Source organism: Peribacillus sp. NPDC097224 (genome assembly GCF_044761985.1).
In the GTDB taxonomy this organism is placed as follows: domain Bacteria; phylum Bacillota; class Bacilli; order Bacillales; family DSM-1321; genus Peribacillus.
Window position 1 is genome coordinate 195,799 of record NZ_JBIWDK010000002.1, and the last position, 16,170, is coordinate 211,968.

Here is a 16,170-nt window from a genome sequence, read left to right on the forward strand (position 1 = left end):
AAGTAGCGATATGATGAAAACCTTTCTAACTAAACTTTTCACAAAAAAAGAACATGTCAAAATAGAATTTTGCCAAAATAATCTTGATCGTTTCCTCAATGAACAAACTTCGGAGGTCTATGGAAAATTCTTAAAGAGTCCCCGGATTCAGTATAAAGAATATGAATGTTTAAGTGAATGTGCGCTTTGCAAGAAATCTCCTTACGCCAAGGTTAATGGAGAATTGGTTATTGGGGCCGACACAGACGACCTTTTAAGCCAGTTACAAAACACATTAAAATAATATATGGGCATAAACACTTAGGTTCTATTAATCATTTTTACCATATCGTTAGCTTTGACTACTTTTCTTGTGCACATTATGTTAATTTATGGTAAATGACTTTTCCAGGAGGACTATCTGTGAAAAAAATCGTACCTACCTTAGTTTCTGTCATCTCTCTTAGCCTTGCCACTGGATTGCCGAGCCATAGCAACGTCGCTCAAGCAGAAGAATTCACTCCTTACTATGGGAGTGGGCCAAGTTACATTCAACCTGATAATCTCTCCTACCTCTTTCCTGTACCTGACACTTCATTCAAGACGCCTGCCTTTCAACAAGATCGACTTGCTTTTACCAGTCAAGAAGAAATGAACACATTCATCGAAGGTCTCACCCATAAAAATAAGCATATTCAAATGAAGACCATTGGTCAATCCACAGAAGGTCGCGATATTCCCATGCTTCTTTTCAGTAAGGACTCAAAAAAACTGCAAAAGAATTCAAAGAAACCATTGATCTGGATTCAGGGACAAATTCATGGCAATGAACCCGCTGCCGGGGAATCCACCTTAGTCATTGCCCAATGGTTAGCAGAAGGGAAGCTTGGCAATGTCCTCGATAAAGTGAATATCGCCATCGTCCCACGCGTGAATCCGGATGGATCCTATTACTTTAAACGCACGACGGCCACTAACTTGGATGCCAATCGGGACTATTTAAAAGTGGAGCATCCTGAAGTCCAGACAATCCACCGGGCAATAAATGCTTACGAACCAGAGGTCATTCTTGACGTACATGAGTACACGGTCAACCCTGCCCCGCTTAAAAAAGTCGGCAAGAATGGCGCAATAGCTTCATATGATTTGCTCATCTCTTCAGCAAAGAATCTAAATATCCCGCAGCAGCTGCGAAAAGCATCCGATGAATTGCTTTTGCCGAAGGTTTTTAAGACATTGGAAAAAGAAAAGCTATCCTATAAGGACTACTATACTCTCGCTACCTCTGAAGATGGGGTGCTGACGGCCACAGAAGGAAGCACGGAGGCACGGATTGGACGTAACGCTTTAGGCTTGAAGAATACGATGTCTTATTTAATAGAAACTCGCGGAATCAATATTGGTCGGACGGATTTCACGCGACGTGTGCATGCACACGCTACAGCACAGGCTGCCTTCATAAAAGCAACGGCTGATCAGGCAACCAAAGTGAAAAAAGTGGTTCGCCAATCAGAAAGTGAAGTCGTCAAAAAAGGCGCAAAAGCAAATGACAATGATAAGGTTGTCATAAAAAGTGAAAATAAACGAATCAAGAACCAAAAACTAACGGTCATCGATCTGGAAAAAGCCAAAAAGGTGGATACGTCCATCGATTGGTTTGATTCGACCGACGCTTACCCTACACTGGTCAGAAATCGTCCAACGGCTTATATCCTCCCTTCCGAGTACAAAGAGGTAGCAAAAAAACTGGAGCGATTGGGTGTTCAAGTGAATACACTTAAAAAGTCCATCACTATACCGGTTGAAAGCTACAAAGTAACAGATTTGAAAGTTTCCGACGAACTGGAAAATGGACATGCAACGAAAGAAGTGACGACCTCCGTCCATACGAAGAAACAAAGCTTCCCAAAAGGTAGCTATGTATTCAATATGTCCCAGCCTGATGCCAACTTCATTGCCCTAACCCTTGAGCCCGAAGGCATCGACAGTTACGTGACCTTCAATTTCATCCCTGCGGCCAAAGGCGATGAACTTCCGATTTACCGTTACATGAAACAACCACCCTTACCGGTAAAATAGACTGAGAACCCGAAACGAAAACACGCCTGAGCATTAGTGCTCAGGCGTGTTTTCGTTTCTTTTGGAATGGAACAGTGGTGGGTGAATATATTTAAAAGGATGACTAGAAAGGGGGAAAGTCTTTGAGCGAGCATGTATATACGGAAATCAACCGCCTTGTTAACCGGTTAAAGCAAGATCAGTCTTCGGATGGATCGTGGAATTATCCGTTTGACACCGGGATTACGGCGGATGCCTATATGATTATCTTACTGAAAATACTGCAAATAGAGGACGAACCGCTTATAGAGGCATTGGTGAACAGGATTGAAAGCAGACAGACGGAAAATGGTTCGTGGAAACTCTTCCATGATGAAAAAGACGGAAACCTATCCGTTACCATCGAGGCTTACTATGGGCTTCTCTATAGTGGCCTCCGGAAAAAACAAGATCCCCATATCAAAAAGGCGAAGCAATTCATCCTTGCCCATGGCGGAATCAAAAAAGCCAAAATGTTAACGAAAATGATGCTGACCGTCACCGGCCAATACAAATGGCCACTCATCTTCCCGTTGCCTCTAGAAGTTATATTATTGCCGCCCGTCTCTCCCGTTAATATGTATGACCTCTCCGTATTCGGACGGGTCAACATGATTCCGCTACTTCTTCTAGGTCATAAAAAATTCCAGATCAAATCTCCCATCACTCCTAATCTAAAAGATTTATATCACACCCGGGAGGAACGATCAAAGGAACACGTATGGGAAGAATATCGAACTGATGAGTACCGGTCCTTCTTCTCTACCGTACAGAATGCCGTTAAGTCCTTGATTGGATTTCCCGATTACCTTCATTCGCTAGCCCTTGAAACAACAAAGCGCTTTATGATTGACCGCCTTGAGCCCGATGGAACGCTCTATAATTATTTTGGCTCCACCTTCTTCATGATTTTTGCCTTGCTATCAGTCGGCTATTCAAAAGATGACCCCGTCATCCTGAAAGCTGTTGAAGGCTTGAAGGGCATGGCCTGTTCAATCGATGGCCATACCCATATCCAGTTCACTACGCCTCATGTATGGAATACCTCATTGATTAGCTATGCTTTACAGGAAGCTGGCGTATCTTCAAAAGACCAAACGGTGAAGGCTGCTAATCAATATTTGCTTAGCCGTCAGCATCATATCTTTGGCGATTGGCGGATCCATAACCCAAAAGCTGTTCCTGGCGGTTGGGGATTTTCCGATTTGAATACCATGAACCCCGATGTCGATGATACGAGTGCCTCGTTGCGCGCATTGGCATATGAATTAAAGCACAATCCAACGAATCAGGACAGCTGGCAACGTGGAGTCGCGTTCATGATTTCCATGCAAAATGATGATGGGGGATTCCCTTCATTCGAACGGAATAATGATCATCAATGGCTCCACCTTGTTCCTTTCGAAGGATCGAAATACCTGTTAACGGACCCCTCCACCCCCGATCTAACAGGGAGGGCACTCGAATTCTTAGGTAACTATACAAATATGAAGAAACCTGAAAAAGTCAGCAAAAAAGCCGTCAATTGGCTATTGGATAATCAAGAACCGGATGGATCATGGTATGGACGCTGGGGAATTTGCTATCTTTATGGGACTTGGTCTGCTTTGACAGGACTAAAGGCGGCCGGACACTCTTCAGACCATCCTGCCATAAAGCAATCTGTGGGCTGGTTGAAGAAAATCCAAAATAAAGATGGTGGTTGGGGGGAGTCTTGCTATAGCGATATAAAAGAAAAATATGTTCCACTCGGTACCAGTACTCTGACCCATACGGCCTGGGCAGTGGACGCCCTGATATCCACTTCAGAAGAGCCAACACCTGAAATCAAGAAGGGAATAACCTATCTCATTCGTGAAGGGTCAAAAGAGTGCTGGGCCAATGAGTATCCAGCAGGCCAAGCAATGGCCAACTTTTTGTATATTCATTATCACAGTTATCGTTATATTTATCCCTTATTAACATTAAGTCACTACAAAAATAAGTTCATGAATGATTAAAGACCGGTTATCCACCATTCAATTAAGGAATGGTGTTAGGATGTGGATGAATTGTGGAAAACAATCCTGGATACCGGTTCAGTTATCCACATTCCTTGGTTATCCACACCAAATGACGTCGGATTTTTTTTAAAACAGTACACTTATCCACAAATTTCAATATCTGTATCACATTTCAAGAATCTATAGGCCGAAAATTGTGCACATCCCCTTCTAATATGAGCTCAACCTGTACGTTTTGTGGATAGATTGGGGATGACTCTTTCATTGGATACCTTTCAAAGGTTATAAATGGGGAAACCCATGCCCTTTTACCTTACCGCGTAACACCCATACGAGTAGTCATTAATATGCTGGTAGCGGAGGTGAAAAAATGGCTATCTCGATTAGTCTTTGCATGATAGTAAAGAATGAAGAAGACACGCTTGCTGCCTGTCTTACTTCCGTAGGTGAAGTGGCAGATGAAATAATCATCATCGATACAGGGTCTGCAGACCAGACGAAACAAATCGCTGCCACTTTCACAGATCATGTATATGATTTTGAATGGATTGATGATTTTGCCGCAGCGAGGAATTTTGCTTTTTCGAAAGCGACAAAGGACTATATTCTATGGCTCGACGCAGATGACATTTTAACAATGGAAAATAAGCAAAAGTTATTAACGCTCAAAGAAACGCTTCCTAGTTATGTTGACTCCGTCATGATGTTCTATCATCTCTCATTTGATGAGCATGGCAACCCTAGCTTCAGCTCGCGTCGAAACCGGCTCGTAAAACGAGAAAAGAACTTCCGGTGGATTGGATTCGTTCATGAATACCTCGATGTGAAGGGGAATATTTTTCAATCGGATATTGCGATTGTTCATAAAAAGGAAAAGGTCCATAGCGACCGGAATTTGAAGATCTATGAAAAAGCACTCGAAGCAGGCCACCCTTTCACACCACGTGACAAATATTATTTTGCAAATGAGTGCAAGGACCACGGCCACTACGAAAGAGCCATAGAATGGTATCAAAAGTTCCTGGATGAGGGCAAGGGCTGGAGCGAGGATAATATTCAAGCATGTGGAAAGATTTCCGATTGCCTTCTCCAGACCAAAGATTGGCTTCCAGCCATCCAAAGTTGCTTAAAATCGTTTGAATACGATACCCCAAGAGGAGAAAACTGCTGCCGGCTCGGCTCTATTTATCTGCAGCAAAATGATTATGAACGCGCCATATTCTGGTACAATTTAGCGACACAAGTTGCCATTCCAGAAAATAAAAGCCCCTTCATTGACCGAAGTTGCTATACATGGCTGCCTCATATCCAGCTCTGCTTGTGCTATGACCGTCTTGGAAAGTACGGTGAAGCTAACAAGCATAATGAGTTAGCATCTGAATTCGTGCCTAATCACCCTGCCGTGCTCTATAATCGGAAATACTTCCAAGACATGAACGAGACATGAAAACACCCCCGTTTATCTTAAACGGGGGTGAACCTATATCAGTCATTAAGCTAATAGGTGCTTCTTCTTGTTGAAAGGCAGCCCGGTCTTTTTAATCGTCCAAATCCACTTTTAACACTTTGCCTGTATTCGCGTCAACTTCTAGATCGTATTCCTTCTGGTCTTGCTTGATTTCCAATTCATAAACAAGGATGCCATTTTCCATATCCGCTTCTAGATCCGTTATTTGACCCTCCACCTGCTTCAGGGCGATCTTTTCAGCTTCTTCCATGCTGATTTTTGCCGTTTTCAAAGCTTCCTGGATCAATACGTCCTCATCCTGATCATCGTCCATCTCTTGAGATAGGACCGTCCCCTCTTTCGCATCGACTTCCACATCCTGATAACCTTCTTCCGTTTTAACGGTCATGTCATACGTGATCGGATATTCGTCCCACTCTTTTTCGACTTGGACAACCTCGCCACCAAGTTCTCCAGATATCATGTTGATAGCATCCTTTTCAGATAACGTTCCCTGGTTGACCGCATACACTGCCGTTCCGGCAACACCACCGAATAGTAAAACCGCTGCCCCTGATATCGTTATGATCGCTTTTTTCCTTTTGTTGATGTTTTCTTTTATTTTGCCCCATGTCTTTTTCATGAATGAATTCCTCCTTTAAGTTGTACCTTAAGGATAACCATTCTCTATGAGGCCACCATGAATGCTAGATTAGAATTTGATGAGAAAGACTAATCGTGACGGTTGTACCCGTTCCCTTTTCACTTTGAATCTCCAATCTTCCTCCAAGAGACTCAACTAGGGAGCGAGCAATCGATAGACCGAGCCCATTCCCCCCCGTTTTCCTTGCCCGTGAGGAATCTACCCGGTAAAAACGCTCGAACACGTGCGGCAGATGCTCTTCAGAAATGCCTACACCCTGATCCTGTACCTCTATCAACAGTCTTCCGTCCTTCACATGAATGGAAATGTGAATCGCTGAATCACTATATTTCATCGCATTGTCCAATAAGATTATAAGAATCTGTTCGAGCTTACTTGAAACCGTCTCCGTATGGATGGAAGAAAGCTCTGAACTGACAGTCACTTCCCGTTCCGTAGTCCGTCTGAACGTTTGGGCAATTTGCTCACAAAATGAAATCAGTTCGATCTCTTCCTTCATATCGGAAGACGTTTCCGTTTGAGAAGCCGCCTTCAGTAGATGTCCCGTCAGCTGCTTCATCCTGAGCGCTTCATGATGAATCGCCTCAACTCCCTCTTCTAGAATCGCCTCATCCTTCATGCCCCAACGTTTTAATAAGGAAGCGTAGCTTTCTATCACGGTTATCGGCGTTTTCAGTTCATGCGAGGCATCCGAAAGAAATTGCTGTTGCTGATTAAAGTTCCGTTCAAGTCTTCCAATCATCCTGTTAAATGCAACCCCCATTACCTGAAGTTCATCCTTTGATTTCTCCGGCAATGGGATCTCTTTGAATTCTCCGCTTTCCTCAATATCCGACATGGTCCGGCTCATGATGGAAATCGGTTTTAGGATAAGGTTTGCCAACCACTTCCCGGCGATAACCGATAAGAGAATGACAAATAAGGATGAACCAACGAGCACAAGCGCCAGCATGGATAACTGTTCAAGGAGGGCATCCTGTATTTGGGTGACCTCTATCATCCCCGACGGAGCGCCTTCCTCCGGATAGGGCGATCGGTAAGTCAATACGTATTCACCATCCACTTTTGCGAAGTTATACCCCTTATCGTCAAATGATTTCACCGCTAGCTCCTCAAGTCCATCTTCATCAACAAAGCGATTTACCAAGGAACCGTTCGAATTGAAAATCCGCACCATCCCATCGTCCGGCGTATAGGGCTCAATCGCCTTTGAATCTCCGGAAAAGAGAGCTCCCACCTTTACGTTTTCTTCTAGTAGCTTTGCCTGATTTTCGAGTATATCCTGTTCCCGCTCGATAGAAATCCAAAGAAAAGCAACGAGGACGAAGACACTTAACAAGACCAGCATGATGGTCAAAAACAAACTCGAGTACCATTGGATTTTTGTCCGGATCTTCATAGCGGCTCCTTCAGGCTATACCCCACACCGCGATAAGTATGAATGAGAGGCACATCATAAGGATAGTCGATTTTTTTACGCAAATACCGGATATACACATCCACCACATTCGTATCTCCAGAAAAATCATATCCCCATACATGGGAGATGATCTGATCTCGTGACAGAACCTGATTTTTATTTTGCAAAAGATAGACCAGCAAATCAAATTCACGGGAAGTCAGCTCAATCCGCTTACCGGCACGTAGGATATCTCTTGTGCCCAGTTCCAATTGTAAATCGTGAATCGTTAGACTATCCTCTTTCACATCTTTAATGCCGCCACCAGTTTGCCTCCGAAAGCACGCACGGATCCTGGCCAGCAATTCCTCTATTTCAAAAGGCTTGGTTACATAATCATTCGCTCCATGATCAAGCCCATTCACCTTATCCGGTACCGCATCCCTTGCCGTCAGAAGGATGACCGGCGTATGAACATTCTTTTTCCTGAATCGTCTTAATACTTCGATCCCATTTAACTCAGGGAGCATCACATCCAGTAAAATCAAATCCCAGTCTTGCGCTTCCGCCCTCTCGAGTCCTGTTTTTCCGGTAAAAGCCGATTCGGTTTGATACCCTTCATGGTTGAGCTCCAACGTCAGCACCCTTGCGATTTTCTCTTCATCTTCTATGATCAAAATTCGTTTATCCATCATTCAACACCACCTAAATCTTAGTGTACTGAAGAAATATGAAAATATCATGAGAAATGGACGATTCCCATTGAAAAGATTAAAAAGAAAACAGCCATCTTTCTAGAAGAGGGCTGCTTTCACATTGAAACAAGAGGTTTGGGAATCGTGATGAATTATTTACCCGTCCAATTCTGACTGATAAATTCGTCACGGCCAGATTTCTCACGGTCCTCTTTATAATGTTTTTCGTTTTTCTTGTGATAATCCTGATGATATTCCTCAGCAGGATAAAAAGTTTGGGCCGGAAGGATTTCCGTAACGATCGGTTTCTTGAATTTTCCGCTGGCACTTAGTCGCTCTTTGGATTCAAGAGCTAATTGGTGCTGTGTCTCATTATGATAGAAAATGGCCGTCCGATATTGGCTTCCTCTGTCATGGAATTGTCCTCCATCATCGGTTGGGTCAATTTGCTGCCAATATAATTCAAGCAATCTCTCATAAGCAAAAACTTGAGGGTCGAACGTAATTTCAACAACTTCATAATGCCCCGTCGTCCCCGTTTTCAACTCCTCATAGGTGGGGTTTTCAACCTGTCCACCTGAATAACCGGAGATGATGCCTTCTATGCCTGGCAGTTCATCGAATGGTGTAACCATGCACCAAAAACAACCACCAGCAAATATTGCCTTTTCCATACCAATCGTCCCCCTTTACTCATCTAATGTAATAAAAACCAATATACCATAACCATTTGTTTTATGTAGTGGTTGCTGATTTCATAAGAAATAGGATAATCCATATGGCCCATCCTATTTAATCTTTAGACCAGCCTTTTTCCTTGAACCGAACAATCGCTTCCACACGATTACTGACATCGAGTTTATCGAGAATGACCGAAATATAGTTCCGGACCGTCCCATTGGTAAGAAAAAGCTGGTTGGCAATTTCCTTTGTATTTTTTCCGTCCGCTATCAGCCCAAGCACTTGCGTTTCTCGTTCAGTCAATGGGTTCTCTTCTTCAAAGGCCATATCCACAAGCTCTGGGGCGTAGATGCGCCTTCCATCCATGATGACACGGATGGAATTGGCCAGTTCTTCACTTGGACTATCTTTAAGTAAATAGCCGCCCACTTCAGCTTTTCTGGCTCTTTCAAAATAACCGGGACGGGCAAATGTCGTCAAAATGATGACCTTACATTGGATTCCTTTATTCTTAATCTCTTCCGCAACATCCAGTCCGGTTTTCACTGGCATCTCTATATCCGTGACACAGATATCCGGTTGCAAGCGGTTTATGAGATTCATGGCTTCTTCTCCATCGCTGGCCTTCCCGACAACCTCCATATCCTCTTCCAAGTCGAGGATGGACCCAAGCGCTCCGAGTAACATCCGCTGGTCTTCAGCGATCACGATTCGAATCAAATTAATCCCACCTATTCATTTTTAATTGCATTCGGAACCTTTATATAAACGATGGTCCCGTTGTTTGATTCTATGTCCAGGCTTCCATTCACAAACTCCAGCCTTTCTTTCATACCTTGAAGTCCATTGCCTTTATAGAAATCCGAGGTTTGAGTAAGACCCACCCCATTATCTTCGACTTTAATCATTACGCCCGTCTTCAATTCTTCAATGGAAATTTTACAAAGCGTGGCTTGACTATGCTTAACGATATTGGTCACGGCTTCTTTTATGCACATGCTCAAAACCGTTTCGACAAATAAGGGTGTTGCTCGTAAATCCGTAGAACCATCCAATTCAAAATCTATTTGGGCAGCTTTCAAAATCTGCTTGACCCGAATGACTTCGTCGCTAAGCTTAGCCCCACGCATTTCCGACACCATTTCCCTCACTTCTTTTAACGCTGTCCTCGCCGTTTGACGTATATCCTTGATCTCTTTCTTAGCCGACTCAGGATTCAAATCAATCAACTTTCCAGCAAGGTCACTTTTCAATCCGATCAGTGAAAGCTTCTGCCCCAATGTATCATGCAAATCACGCGCGATACGCTGACGTTCCTCCATCTTCCCAAGTTCCGAAATTTGCTTATGGGCATCTTCGAGCTGTTCTTCTAGCTTATCCCGCTTATTTCGATTATACGTATTGAACGGGAGTAGAATCACGCCCACTATACAAATAAGCATAAAGGGAAACTGTGAAAAGAAAATGGGGTCTTTCATGATGAACCCAATATTGACGGACACGATGGTAGCCAATAGTTGAACCGAATATAAGACAAAAAAGCCTACCTTATTTTGAACATTGCCTACGAAGAACGCTAGAAAAAGAGAAAAGTAAATAAAACCGAAAAAGATGGTCATCGATATGGAAATGGCAATTTGTATCCCTGTCCAAACATATACGGCCCATCCCTTGGAGGCGAACGAAAATCCGTAGGAGATGAAAAATAAAATGATCATAATTATACCGAAAATGATTTCGGACATCGAGGATGATCTAAAAATGAAGTAAAAAGGAAGAATACAGAAAATAATCCAGACATACGGGCTTAATCCAGTATTCTTCGGAAAAATATGATACCAACTTTGCATAGCGTCCCTCTGTTCCTTTTCCTTCTAGTATATACTACGAAGTTTTGTCAAAAAACCATTCAATCGAAACTGAATGGTTTTTTGTCGGGATATTTATTTTTCTTGTAAACTTGGTCGTTTAGAAGTCATTTCAACTTTAGTTTTCGTTGCATTCAAACGTTCCTTAATCTCTTTAAAGCTTACAAACGTTTTATTTTCTCCATCATATAAGCGGAAACGGAGAGATTTCAAACTTGAGCCGAGCGTGATCGTCGTAGCCTGTTGTAAGGGCAGCGTCGAATCATGGACTTTCTCCAGATTATAGTTCGGCACTCTAGGGCTTAAATGATGCACATGGTGGAAACCGATGTTACCCGTTACCCATTGTAAAACCTTTGGAAGCTTATAATAAGAGCTTCCATCTATAGCTGCCTTCACATAATCCCAATCAGATTCTTCTTCAAAATAAGAATCTTCGAACTGATGTTGAACATAGAACAACCAGATGCCCAATGAACCCGATACAAAAAGGATCGGTAATTGAATCATAAGGAATGCCTGCCAACCGATTGCCAAACATAATAGGCCGTATATCAACACGATAGCCGCGTTTGTAAGATACGTATTCATCCGTTCTTTTTTTCTTGCTCCCTTAACATTCAAACGATTGGTAACGAGGAATAGATAAAAAGGTCCTAATCCAAACATGACAATCGGATTCCGGTATAAACGGTAAGCAAGACGTCCCCAGAATGAAGCCGCAACATACTCATCAACCGTCATGACCCAAATGTCGCCTGTGCCACGTTTGTTCAGATTACTACTTGTTGCATGGTGAATCGAGTGACTGTGCTTCCATTGTTCATAAGGAAATAAAGTGACAATCCCACTAATCGTACCTAGGATATTATTCGCTTTCTTGCTTTTGAAAAAAGAGGAATGACAGCAATCATGGAAAATGATGAAAATCCTGATGACGAACCCTGAAGAAAGAATGGCGAATGCCAGTGTCAGCCAATAGGAAATGCTCAAACTCTGGTAAGCCAAGAACCAGAGTAGAAAAAATGGTGGAAATGTATTGATGATCTGCTTCACGCTTGATTTCGTATTCGACTTTTCAAAAGGCGCAACTTCTTTTCTTAACTGCTTTTGATCGTGTTTACTCATAGTTTCCTCCTTAAAATGTAAAAAATATGGAGTGTTTCAATAACGTCTATTCAATGGCATGAATCAACTTCTATATAGTAGTGATGAATGTTTTCTTTTCTATATTTCAATTATAGTTACATTCTTCAACCTACTGTAGTCATAAACGTCAATGACCTCATATGACATCTGTCATATACCCGTCTTACAGTCGCATTTAACCACCCTATTATTTCCTTTTTTTCTTGTTTTACGCATGAAATGGAGGAAATACCAAGAACCTACCTGATAATCCAGAAAAAAGCAGATTCACCTCGAACGGCCGAAACGCATACTGGGAATCATCATTTTACTGACTTTGGATCATGAGCATTTCATCATAAACCAAGTTTTGTCTAAGCTCCGTTGCTGTTCTAGTGGATATTTGATCCTCTTCAACCATTTGCTGAATGATATCACGTTCGATCTGCATCGCATTCAATTGAAAACGACTGACCATCTCTTCGAAACGATTAACTTCTTTTTCACTTAGTGTTCCGAATGGATACAAATAATGATTATATCTTTGAATGACCAGCATGACTTCATGACGGTTTTCTGGAGTAGTTTGTTGTTTGATTACCATCATCGCTTCTTTTTGTGCCTCTTTTTGTGCTTTACGGAACTCCCGGATCAGGTCCGCATTTTCATTAATAGAGTTCTCTAATTTGTTTTCCCACTTTTTATCCCATTTGACATTGATCTTGTTTTTGATAAAGAGGGTCTTCCAATTAATCCACGCTCTTTTCAGAGGTGATTTTTGCATATAGTTTAACGTTCTTGAAATATACACCTTATAAAGCTCAAAAGTTGTTTCGGAGATAGCCCCTTTTTGAACTAACCCAGAAACGACTTCCATTTCCTTGCTGGTCCCTAGCTTCATCAAATCCTGTATGGTCCGATTATCCGGCCTTTTCGTTATTCCACGCTCCAAATCTATCAATTGTTCATTTAAATCTTCCATTACTTGATGAATCGCTTTCTGATTATCCATGGTTGCCTCTTTACTCAGCAGTTGGATTGTCTTATTTAACACTATTTTATAAGCTTCTTCAGTAGTAAGACGTTCATCATCAGATTCAGTCGGTTTCTTTATCAATATCGGTAAAAGAACGGTAGCCAAAAAGACGCTTAACAGAATGACACAGGCCGCGATAAATAAGACTGTATTACGCATCGGGAACGTCGTGTCATCCGGCATTAAAGTTGGTATGGATAAAGCGGTAGCTAAAGTTATGGTACCATGTATGCCACAAACTGATGCCAAAAGGGCATATCGCGATTTTGACACATTCTTAACATCCACGACATCGTTATCTTCAGGATGAACCCTGGACATAATAAATTGTTCCAATGGATTCACTCTGTTTTTCGTGAAAGTATCATGAAGAATGTATACCCAAATAAAACGGATCACCAATAATAAAAGTACAATCAAGACGCTAATTCCAAAAAGAGTTCCCCTATTTAAGTTGGACTCAATTTCCTGATAAACACTCGGTATCATGAATCCTAATAAAGTAAATACAAGACCATTCAAAAGATAACCTAATACAGACCATGTATTCGTAGATATAATTTGCAACTTGGTTGTGGAACTCTGAAGGCGATCCCGCTCAATGCCATGTATGACTCCTGCGGTAACCACTGCTAAGATTCCAGAAACATGGAACTCTTCAGCAACCATATAAATCACAAATGGTGTAATCAGCTCAATAACAATGGACATAGGAATTTCCTCTAGTCCATGAACCCGTAGGAACAATCGCAATTTAACGATTAAATAGCCCAGAAGGAGACCTATAATAATCCCACCTAAAGACACAAATAAAAAATTAAGCGAAGCAGCTTTTATAGAAAAGACGCCCGTCAATGCAGCTGCCAAAGCCACTTTAAAAGCAACGATTCCGGCTGCATCATTGAAAAGCGATTCTCCTTCAAGGATGGGCATCATGTTTCCGGGCAATTTCAAGCCTTTTGTAATGGATTGTACCGCTACCGCATCCGTTGGGGTAATGGTCGCTGCTAAGGCAAAAGCCACAGCCAAAGGCATATCTGGAATTAACCAGTGGATAAAAAAGCCACCGGCAAAAACAGTCACGAATACTAACCCAAATGCCAATAACAGAATCGGCTTACGCAACTCAAGCATTTCTTTCCGAGATGTGTTTTTTCCTTCTGTAAATAGGAGGGGAGCAATAATACAAATCATAAATAATTCAGAATGAAAGTCTAATGATAAGTGGAGCGGTAAAAATGAAATGACTGCCCCCATGGCTATCTGATATATCGGGAGCGGAATACGAGGCCATTTAGCATTTAAGATTGTAGCGACTATTGTGGAAACTAATAAGCCGAGCAAAGTGATTAAAAATGACATAGAATCCTCCTATCTTCTAATATTTTGTACGATTTCCTCTAAAAAGGTGAAAAAGCAGAGATATTTTAAAGCGATTATCACCACTTTAATAATAGTCCCTACTTATAATGTGTATTTTTTAAATGAAACTCTCGCATTAATCATGCATATTTTGTTGTATTAACGATAATTGATATACCCCTTAGTTATTCATTACAAACAGGTATGACAACTTTCAAGTTTCATTTTATTATCAACTGATTTTTCATTTGCAGCTAAAAGACGTCAAAATAAAACCCGAGTGGATCAGCCATCCACTCGGGTCTAATAACTTCTATTCATTTAGTTGAATCCGATCAGGGCAGGTATAAATATTCATGGAATCATTACGGATAAATCCGACGGTAGTGATTCCCAACCCTTCCGCTAGCTCCAACGCCAATTCAGTTGGTGCGGATTTAGAAAGGATCAACTCGCATCCGATCTTCGCCACTTTCAACAGTATCTCCGATGAAATGCGCCCACTGAATACAATCGCTTTTCCTTCTAAAGATATACCATTCTTCAAGCAATACCCATAGATCTTATCCAATGCATTATGGCGCCCGATATCCATTCGGCTTAATACAAGCCCATTCACATCACACAATGCCGCATTATGGACACCACCGGTTTGTTGGAACGTCACCGCGGACTGTTGCAGGTCCTTCATTAAGCGGAAGCAATCTTCCGGTGTTAGCCTTACCGTCATATTCTCCATCTTCTTGGCGGTCAGAGCATCGTTTACGAAGACGAAACCTTGTCTACTTCCTCCACAGCATGAAGTAATATAACGTTTATTCTGAAACTCTTGGTAATAAGGATTCAGCTTATCCGTTTTGACGTGAACATATCCTTCTTTTTCCTGAAACCAAATTTCTTTGATTTCTTCATATTTACGGATAATCCCTTCCGAGGCTAAATAACCGATGACCATATCTTCAATGTATTCCGGTGTACATACCATCGTCACGAATTCTTGCCCATTGATCTTCACCGTGACGGGAAATTCCGTCACAACCGTGTCTTCCGTCTGCTGGACTTCCCCTTTGCTAATGCGGATGATCTCCCGTTTTTTCTCTATCTCCTTCATGCCTTCACTCCTCATTATCTACACGAACTTCATGCCCCTTATATAAAACAGTAAAATGATATCAGTTCGATTTTAGTTTTCCTGCTATGTCCTGGTCAAATACAAACACAGAGATGGCTATATTTTCCTTCACTTTAATATCAGAAAACAAATGAACCAGGTTCGCACCGACCAACTCTTCCATTCCCTCTGGAGGAGCAACCGAATAAAGATCCTGAATCATTTTTGTCCTAGCTGAATGAACCATGTCTTTGCCCTCTTCCGTACTCGAAATGAATATTTCCGTCGGAGTCAAATTCCCATATAGCGTGGAAACAGCCATATTATCTACAAAAACCGTATGAATACGCTCTGGCCCTTTTCCGAATAGTTCTTTTCGGAGCTTTCGAATCATATCATTGAATTCATGGATTACTTTTGACATCTTGATTTCGCTCCTAACATATGATATTTCATCTAGTATTTCCTTATCATAAAGCAATAAGATTAAAAAAAAAAGTTTATTGAAAATAACTACTTTTCTCATACTGATTGTTTCTTTTTATAATTAAAGGTATAATACCTTTGTGAAAGTTGGTCACATAATAAGATTTGTTATGTTTCTATCTTTTATCCATCATTTATATAATGGTTTGGATTGGTATATTGGCAAGATTTGCTTTTAAACTTTTCCACCATGACTTACATCACTGTTCAGAGA

General features: G+C 41.6%; 14 protein-coding genes. 4 read left to right on the forward strand and 10 right to left on the reverse strand.

The genetic code is table 11. The annotated features are described in order from the left end of the window. Positions 1 to 13: 13 nt before the first annotated feature. From ACIQXR_RS04550 to ACIQXR_RS04565, 4 genes are all read left to right on the forward strand, one after another. Positions 14 to 283: a DUF1450 domain-containing protein gene (locus ACIQXR_RS04550; RefSeq protein WP_403079747.1), complete on the forward strand. Its 270-nt coding sequence runs from the start codon at positions 14 to 16 to the stop codon at positions 281 to 283. 119 nt (positions 284 to 402) lie between these two features. After that, positions 403 to 2,058 carry a M14 family metallopeptidase gene (locus ACIQXR_RS04555; RefSeq protein ID WP_402870854.1) on the forward strand — a complete coding sequence of 552 codons (1,656 nt, stop codon included), beginning with the start codon at positions 403 to 405 and terminating at the stop codon, positions 2,056 to 2,058. A gap of 122 nt (positions 2,059 to 2,180) precedes the next feature. Beyond that, a complete protein-coding gene (gene shc / locus ACIQXR_RS04560) occupies positions 2,181 to 4,076 on the forward strand; it encodes a squalene--hopene cyclase (protein ID WP_402870851.1) in 1,896 nt (631 codons plus the stop codon). A 373-nt stretch (positions 4,077 to 4,449) separates the two neighbouring features. Continuing rightward, a complete protein-coding gene (locus ACIQXR_RS04565; RefSeq protein ID WP_402870849.1) occupies positions 4,450 to 5,526 on the forward strand; it encodes a tetratricopeptide repeat-containing glycosyltransferase family 2 protein in 1,077 nt (358 codons plus the stop codon). Between the two features lie 91 nt (positions 5,527 to 5,617). On the opposite strand, the gene ACIQXR_RS04570 is transcribed toward ACIQXR_RS04565, so the two are convergent. The 10 genes from ACIQXR_RS04570 to ACIQXR_RS04615 all read right to left on the reverse strand — a co-directional run bounded on the left by ACIQXR_RS04570 (position 5,618) and on the right by ACIQXR_RS04615 (position 15,894). Beyond that, positions 5,618 to 6,169, reverse strand: coding sequence for a PepSY domain-containing protein (locus tag ACIQXR_RS04570; protein WP_402870846.1), 552 nt, complete (start codon positions 6,167 to 6,169; stop codon positions 5,618 to 5,620). 64 nt (positions 6,170 to 6,233) lie between these two features. Further along, entirely contained in the window at positions 6,234 to 7,589 is a 1,356-nt protein-coding gene (locus ACIQXR_RS04575) for a sensor histidine kinase (protein WP_402870843.1), read from the reverse strand. Further along, on the reverse strand, positions 7,586 to 8,281 hold the full coding sequence (locus ACIQXR_RS04580; RefSeq protein WP_402870841.1) for a response regulator transcription factor: 696 nt from the start codon (positions 8,279 to 8,281) through the stop codon (positions 7,586 to 7,588). The genes ACIQXR_RS04575 and ACIQXR_RS04580 overlap by 4 nt, the downstream gene beginning before the upstream one ends. A 155-nt stretch (positions 8,282 to 8,436) precedes the next feature. Next, entirely contained in the window at positions 8,437 to 8,958 is a 522-nt protein-coding gene (gene msrA / locus ACIQXR_RS04585; RefSeq protein ID WP_402870838.1) for a peptide-methionine (S)-S-oxide reductase MsrA, read from the reverse strand. Positions 8,959 to 9,076: 118 nt separating this feature from the next. Beyond that, on the reverse strand, positions 9,077 to 9,685 hold the full coding sequence (locus ACIQXR_RS04590; RefSeq protein WP_402870835.1) for a response regulator: 609 nt from the start codon (positions 9,683 to 9,685) through the stop codon (positions 9,077 to 9,079). 11 nt (positions 9,686 to 9,696) lie between these two features. Further along, the gene (locus ACIQXR_RS04595) at positions 9,697 to 10,815 is read right to left on the reverse strand and encodes a sensor histidine kinase (RefSeq protein WP_402870832.1); all 1,119 of its coding nucleotides are present in this window, start codon (positions 10,813 to 10,815) and stop codon (positions 9,697 to 9,699) included. 93 nt (positions 10,816 to 10,908) lie between these two features. Beyond that, on the reverse strand, positions 10,909 to 11,961 hold the full coding sequence (gene desA / locus ACIQXR_RS04600; RefSeq protein WP_402870829.1) for a Delta(5) desaturase DesA: 1,053 nt from the start codon (positions 11,959 to 11,961) through the stop codon (positions 10,909 to 10,911). 328 nt (positions 11,962 to 12,289) lie between these two features. Continuing rightward, positions 12,290 to 14,359, reverse strand: coding sequence for a Na+/H+ antiporter (locus ACIQXR_RS04605; protein ID WP_402870825.1), 2,070 nt, complete (start codon positions 14,357 to 14,359; stop codon positions 12,290 to 12,292). Positions 14,360 to 14,672: 313 nt separating this feature from the next. Then, the gene (gene fdhD, locus ACIQXR_RS04610; RefSeq protein WP_402870822.1) at positions 14,673 to 15,470 is read right to left on the reverse strand and encodes a formate dehydrogenase accessory sulfurtransferase FdhD; all 798 of its coding nucleotides are present in this window, start codon (positions 15,468 to 15,470) and stop codon (positions 14,673 to 14,675) included. A 61-nt stretch (positions 15,471 to 15,531) separates the two neighbouring features. Then, positions 15,532 to 15,894, reverse strand: coding sequence for a Na-translocating system protein MpsC family protein (locus ACIQXR_RS04615; protein ID WP_402870818.1), 363 nt, complete (start codon positions 15,892 to 15,894; stop codon positions 15,532 to 15,534). Positions 15,895 to 16,170: the final 276 nt, after the last annotated feature.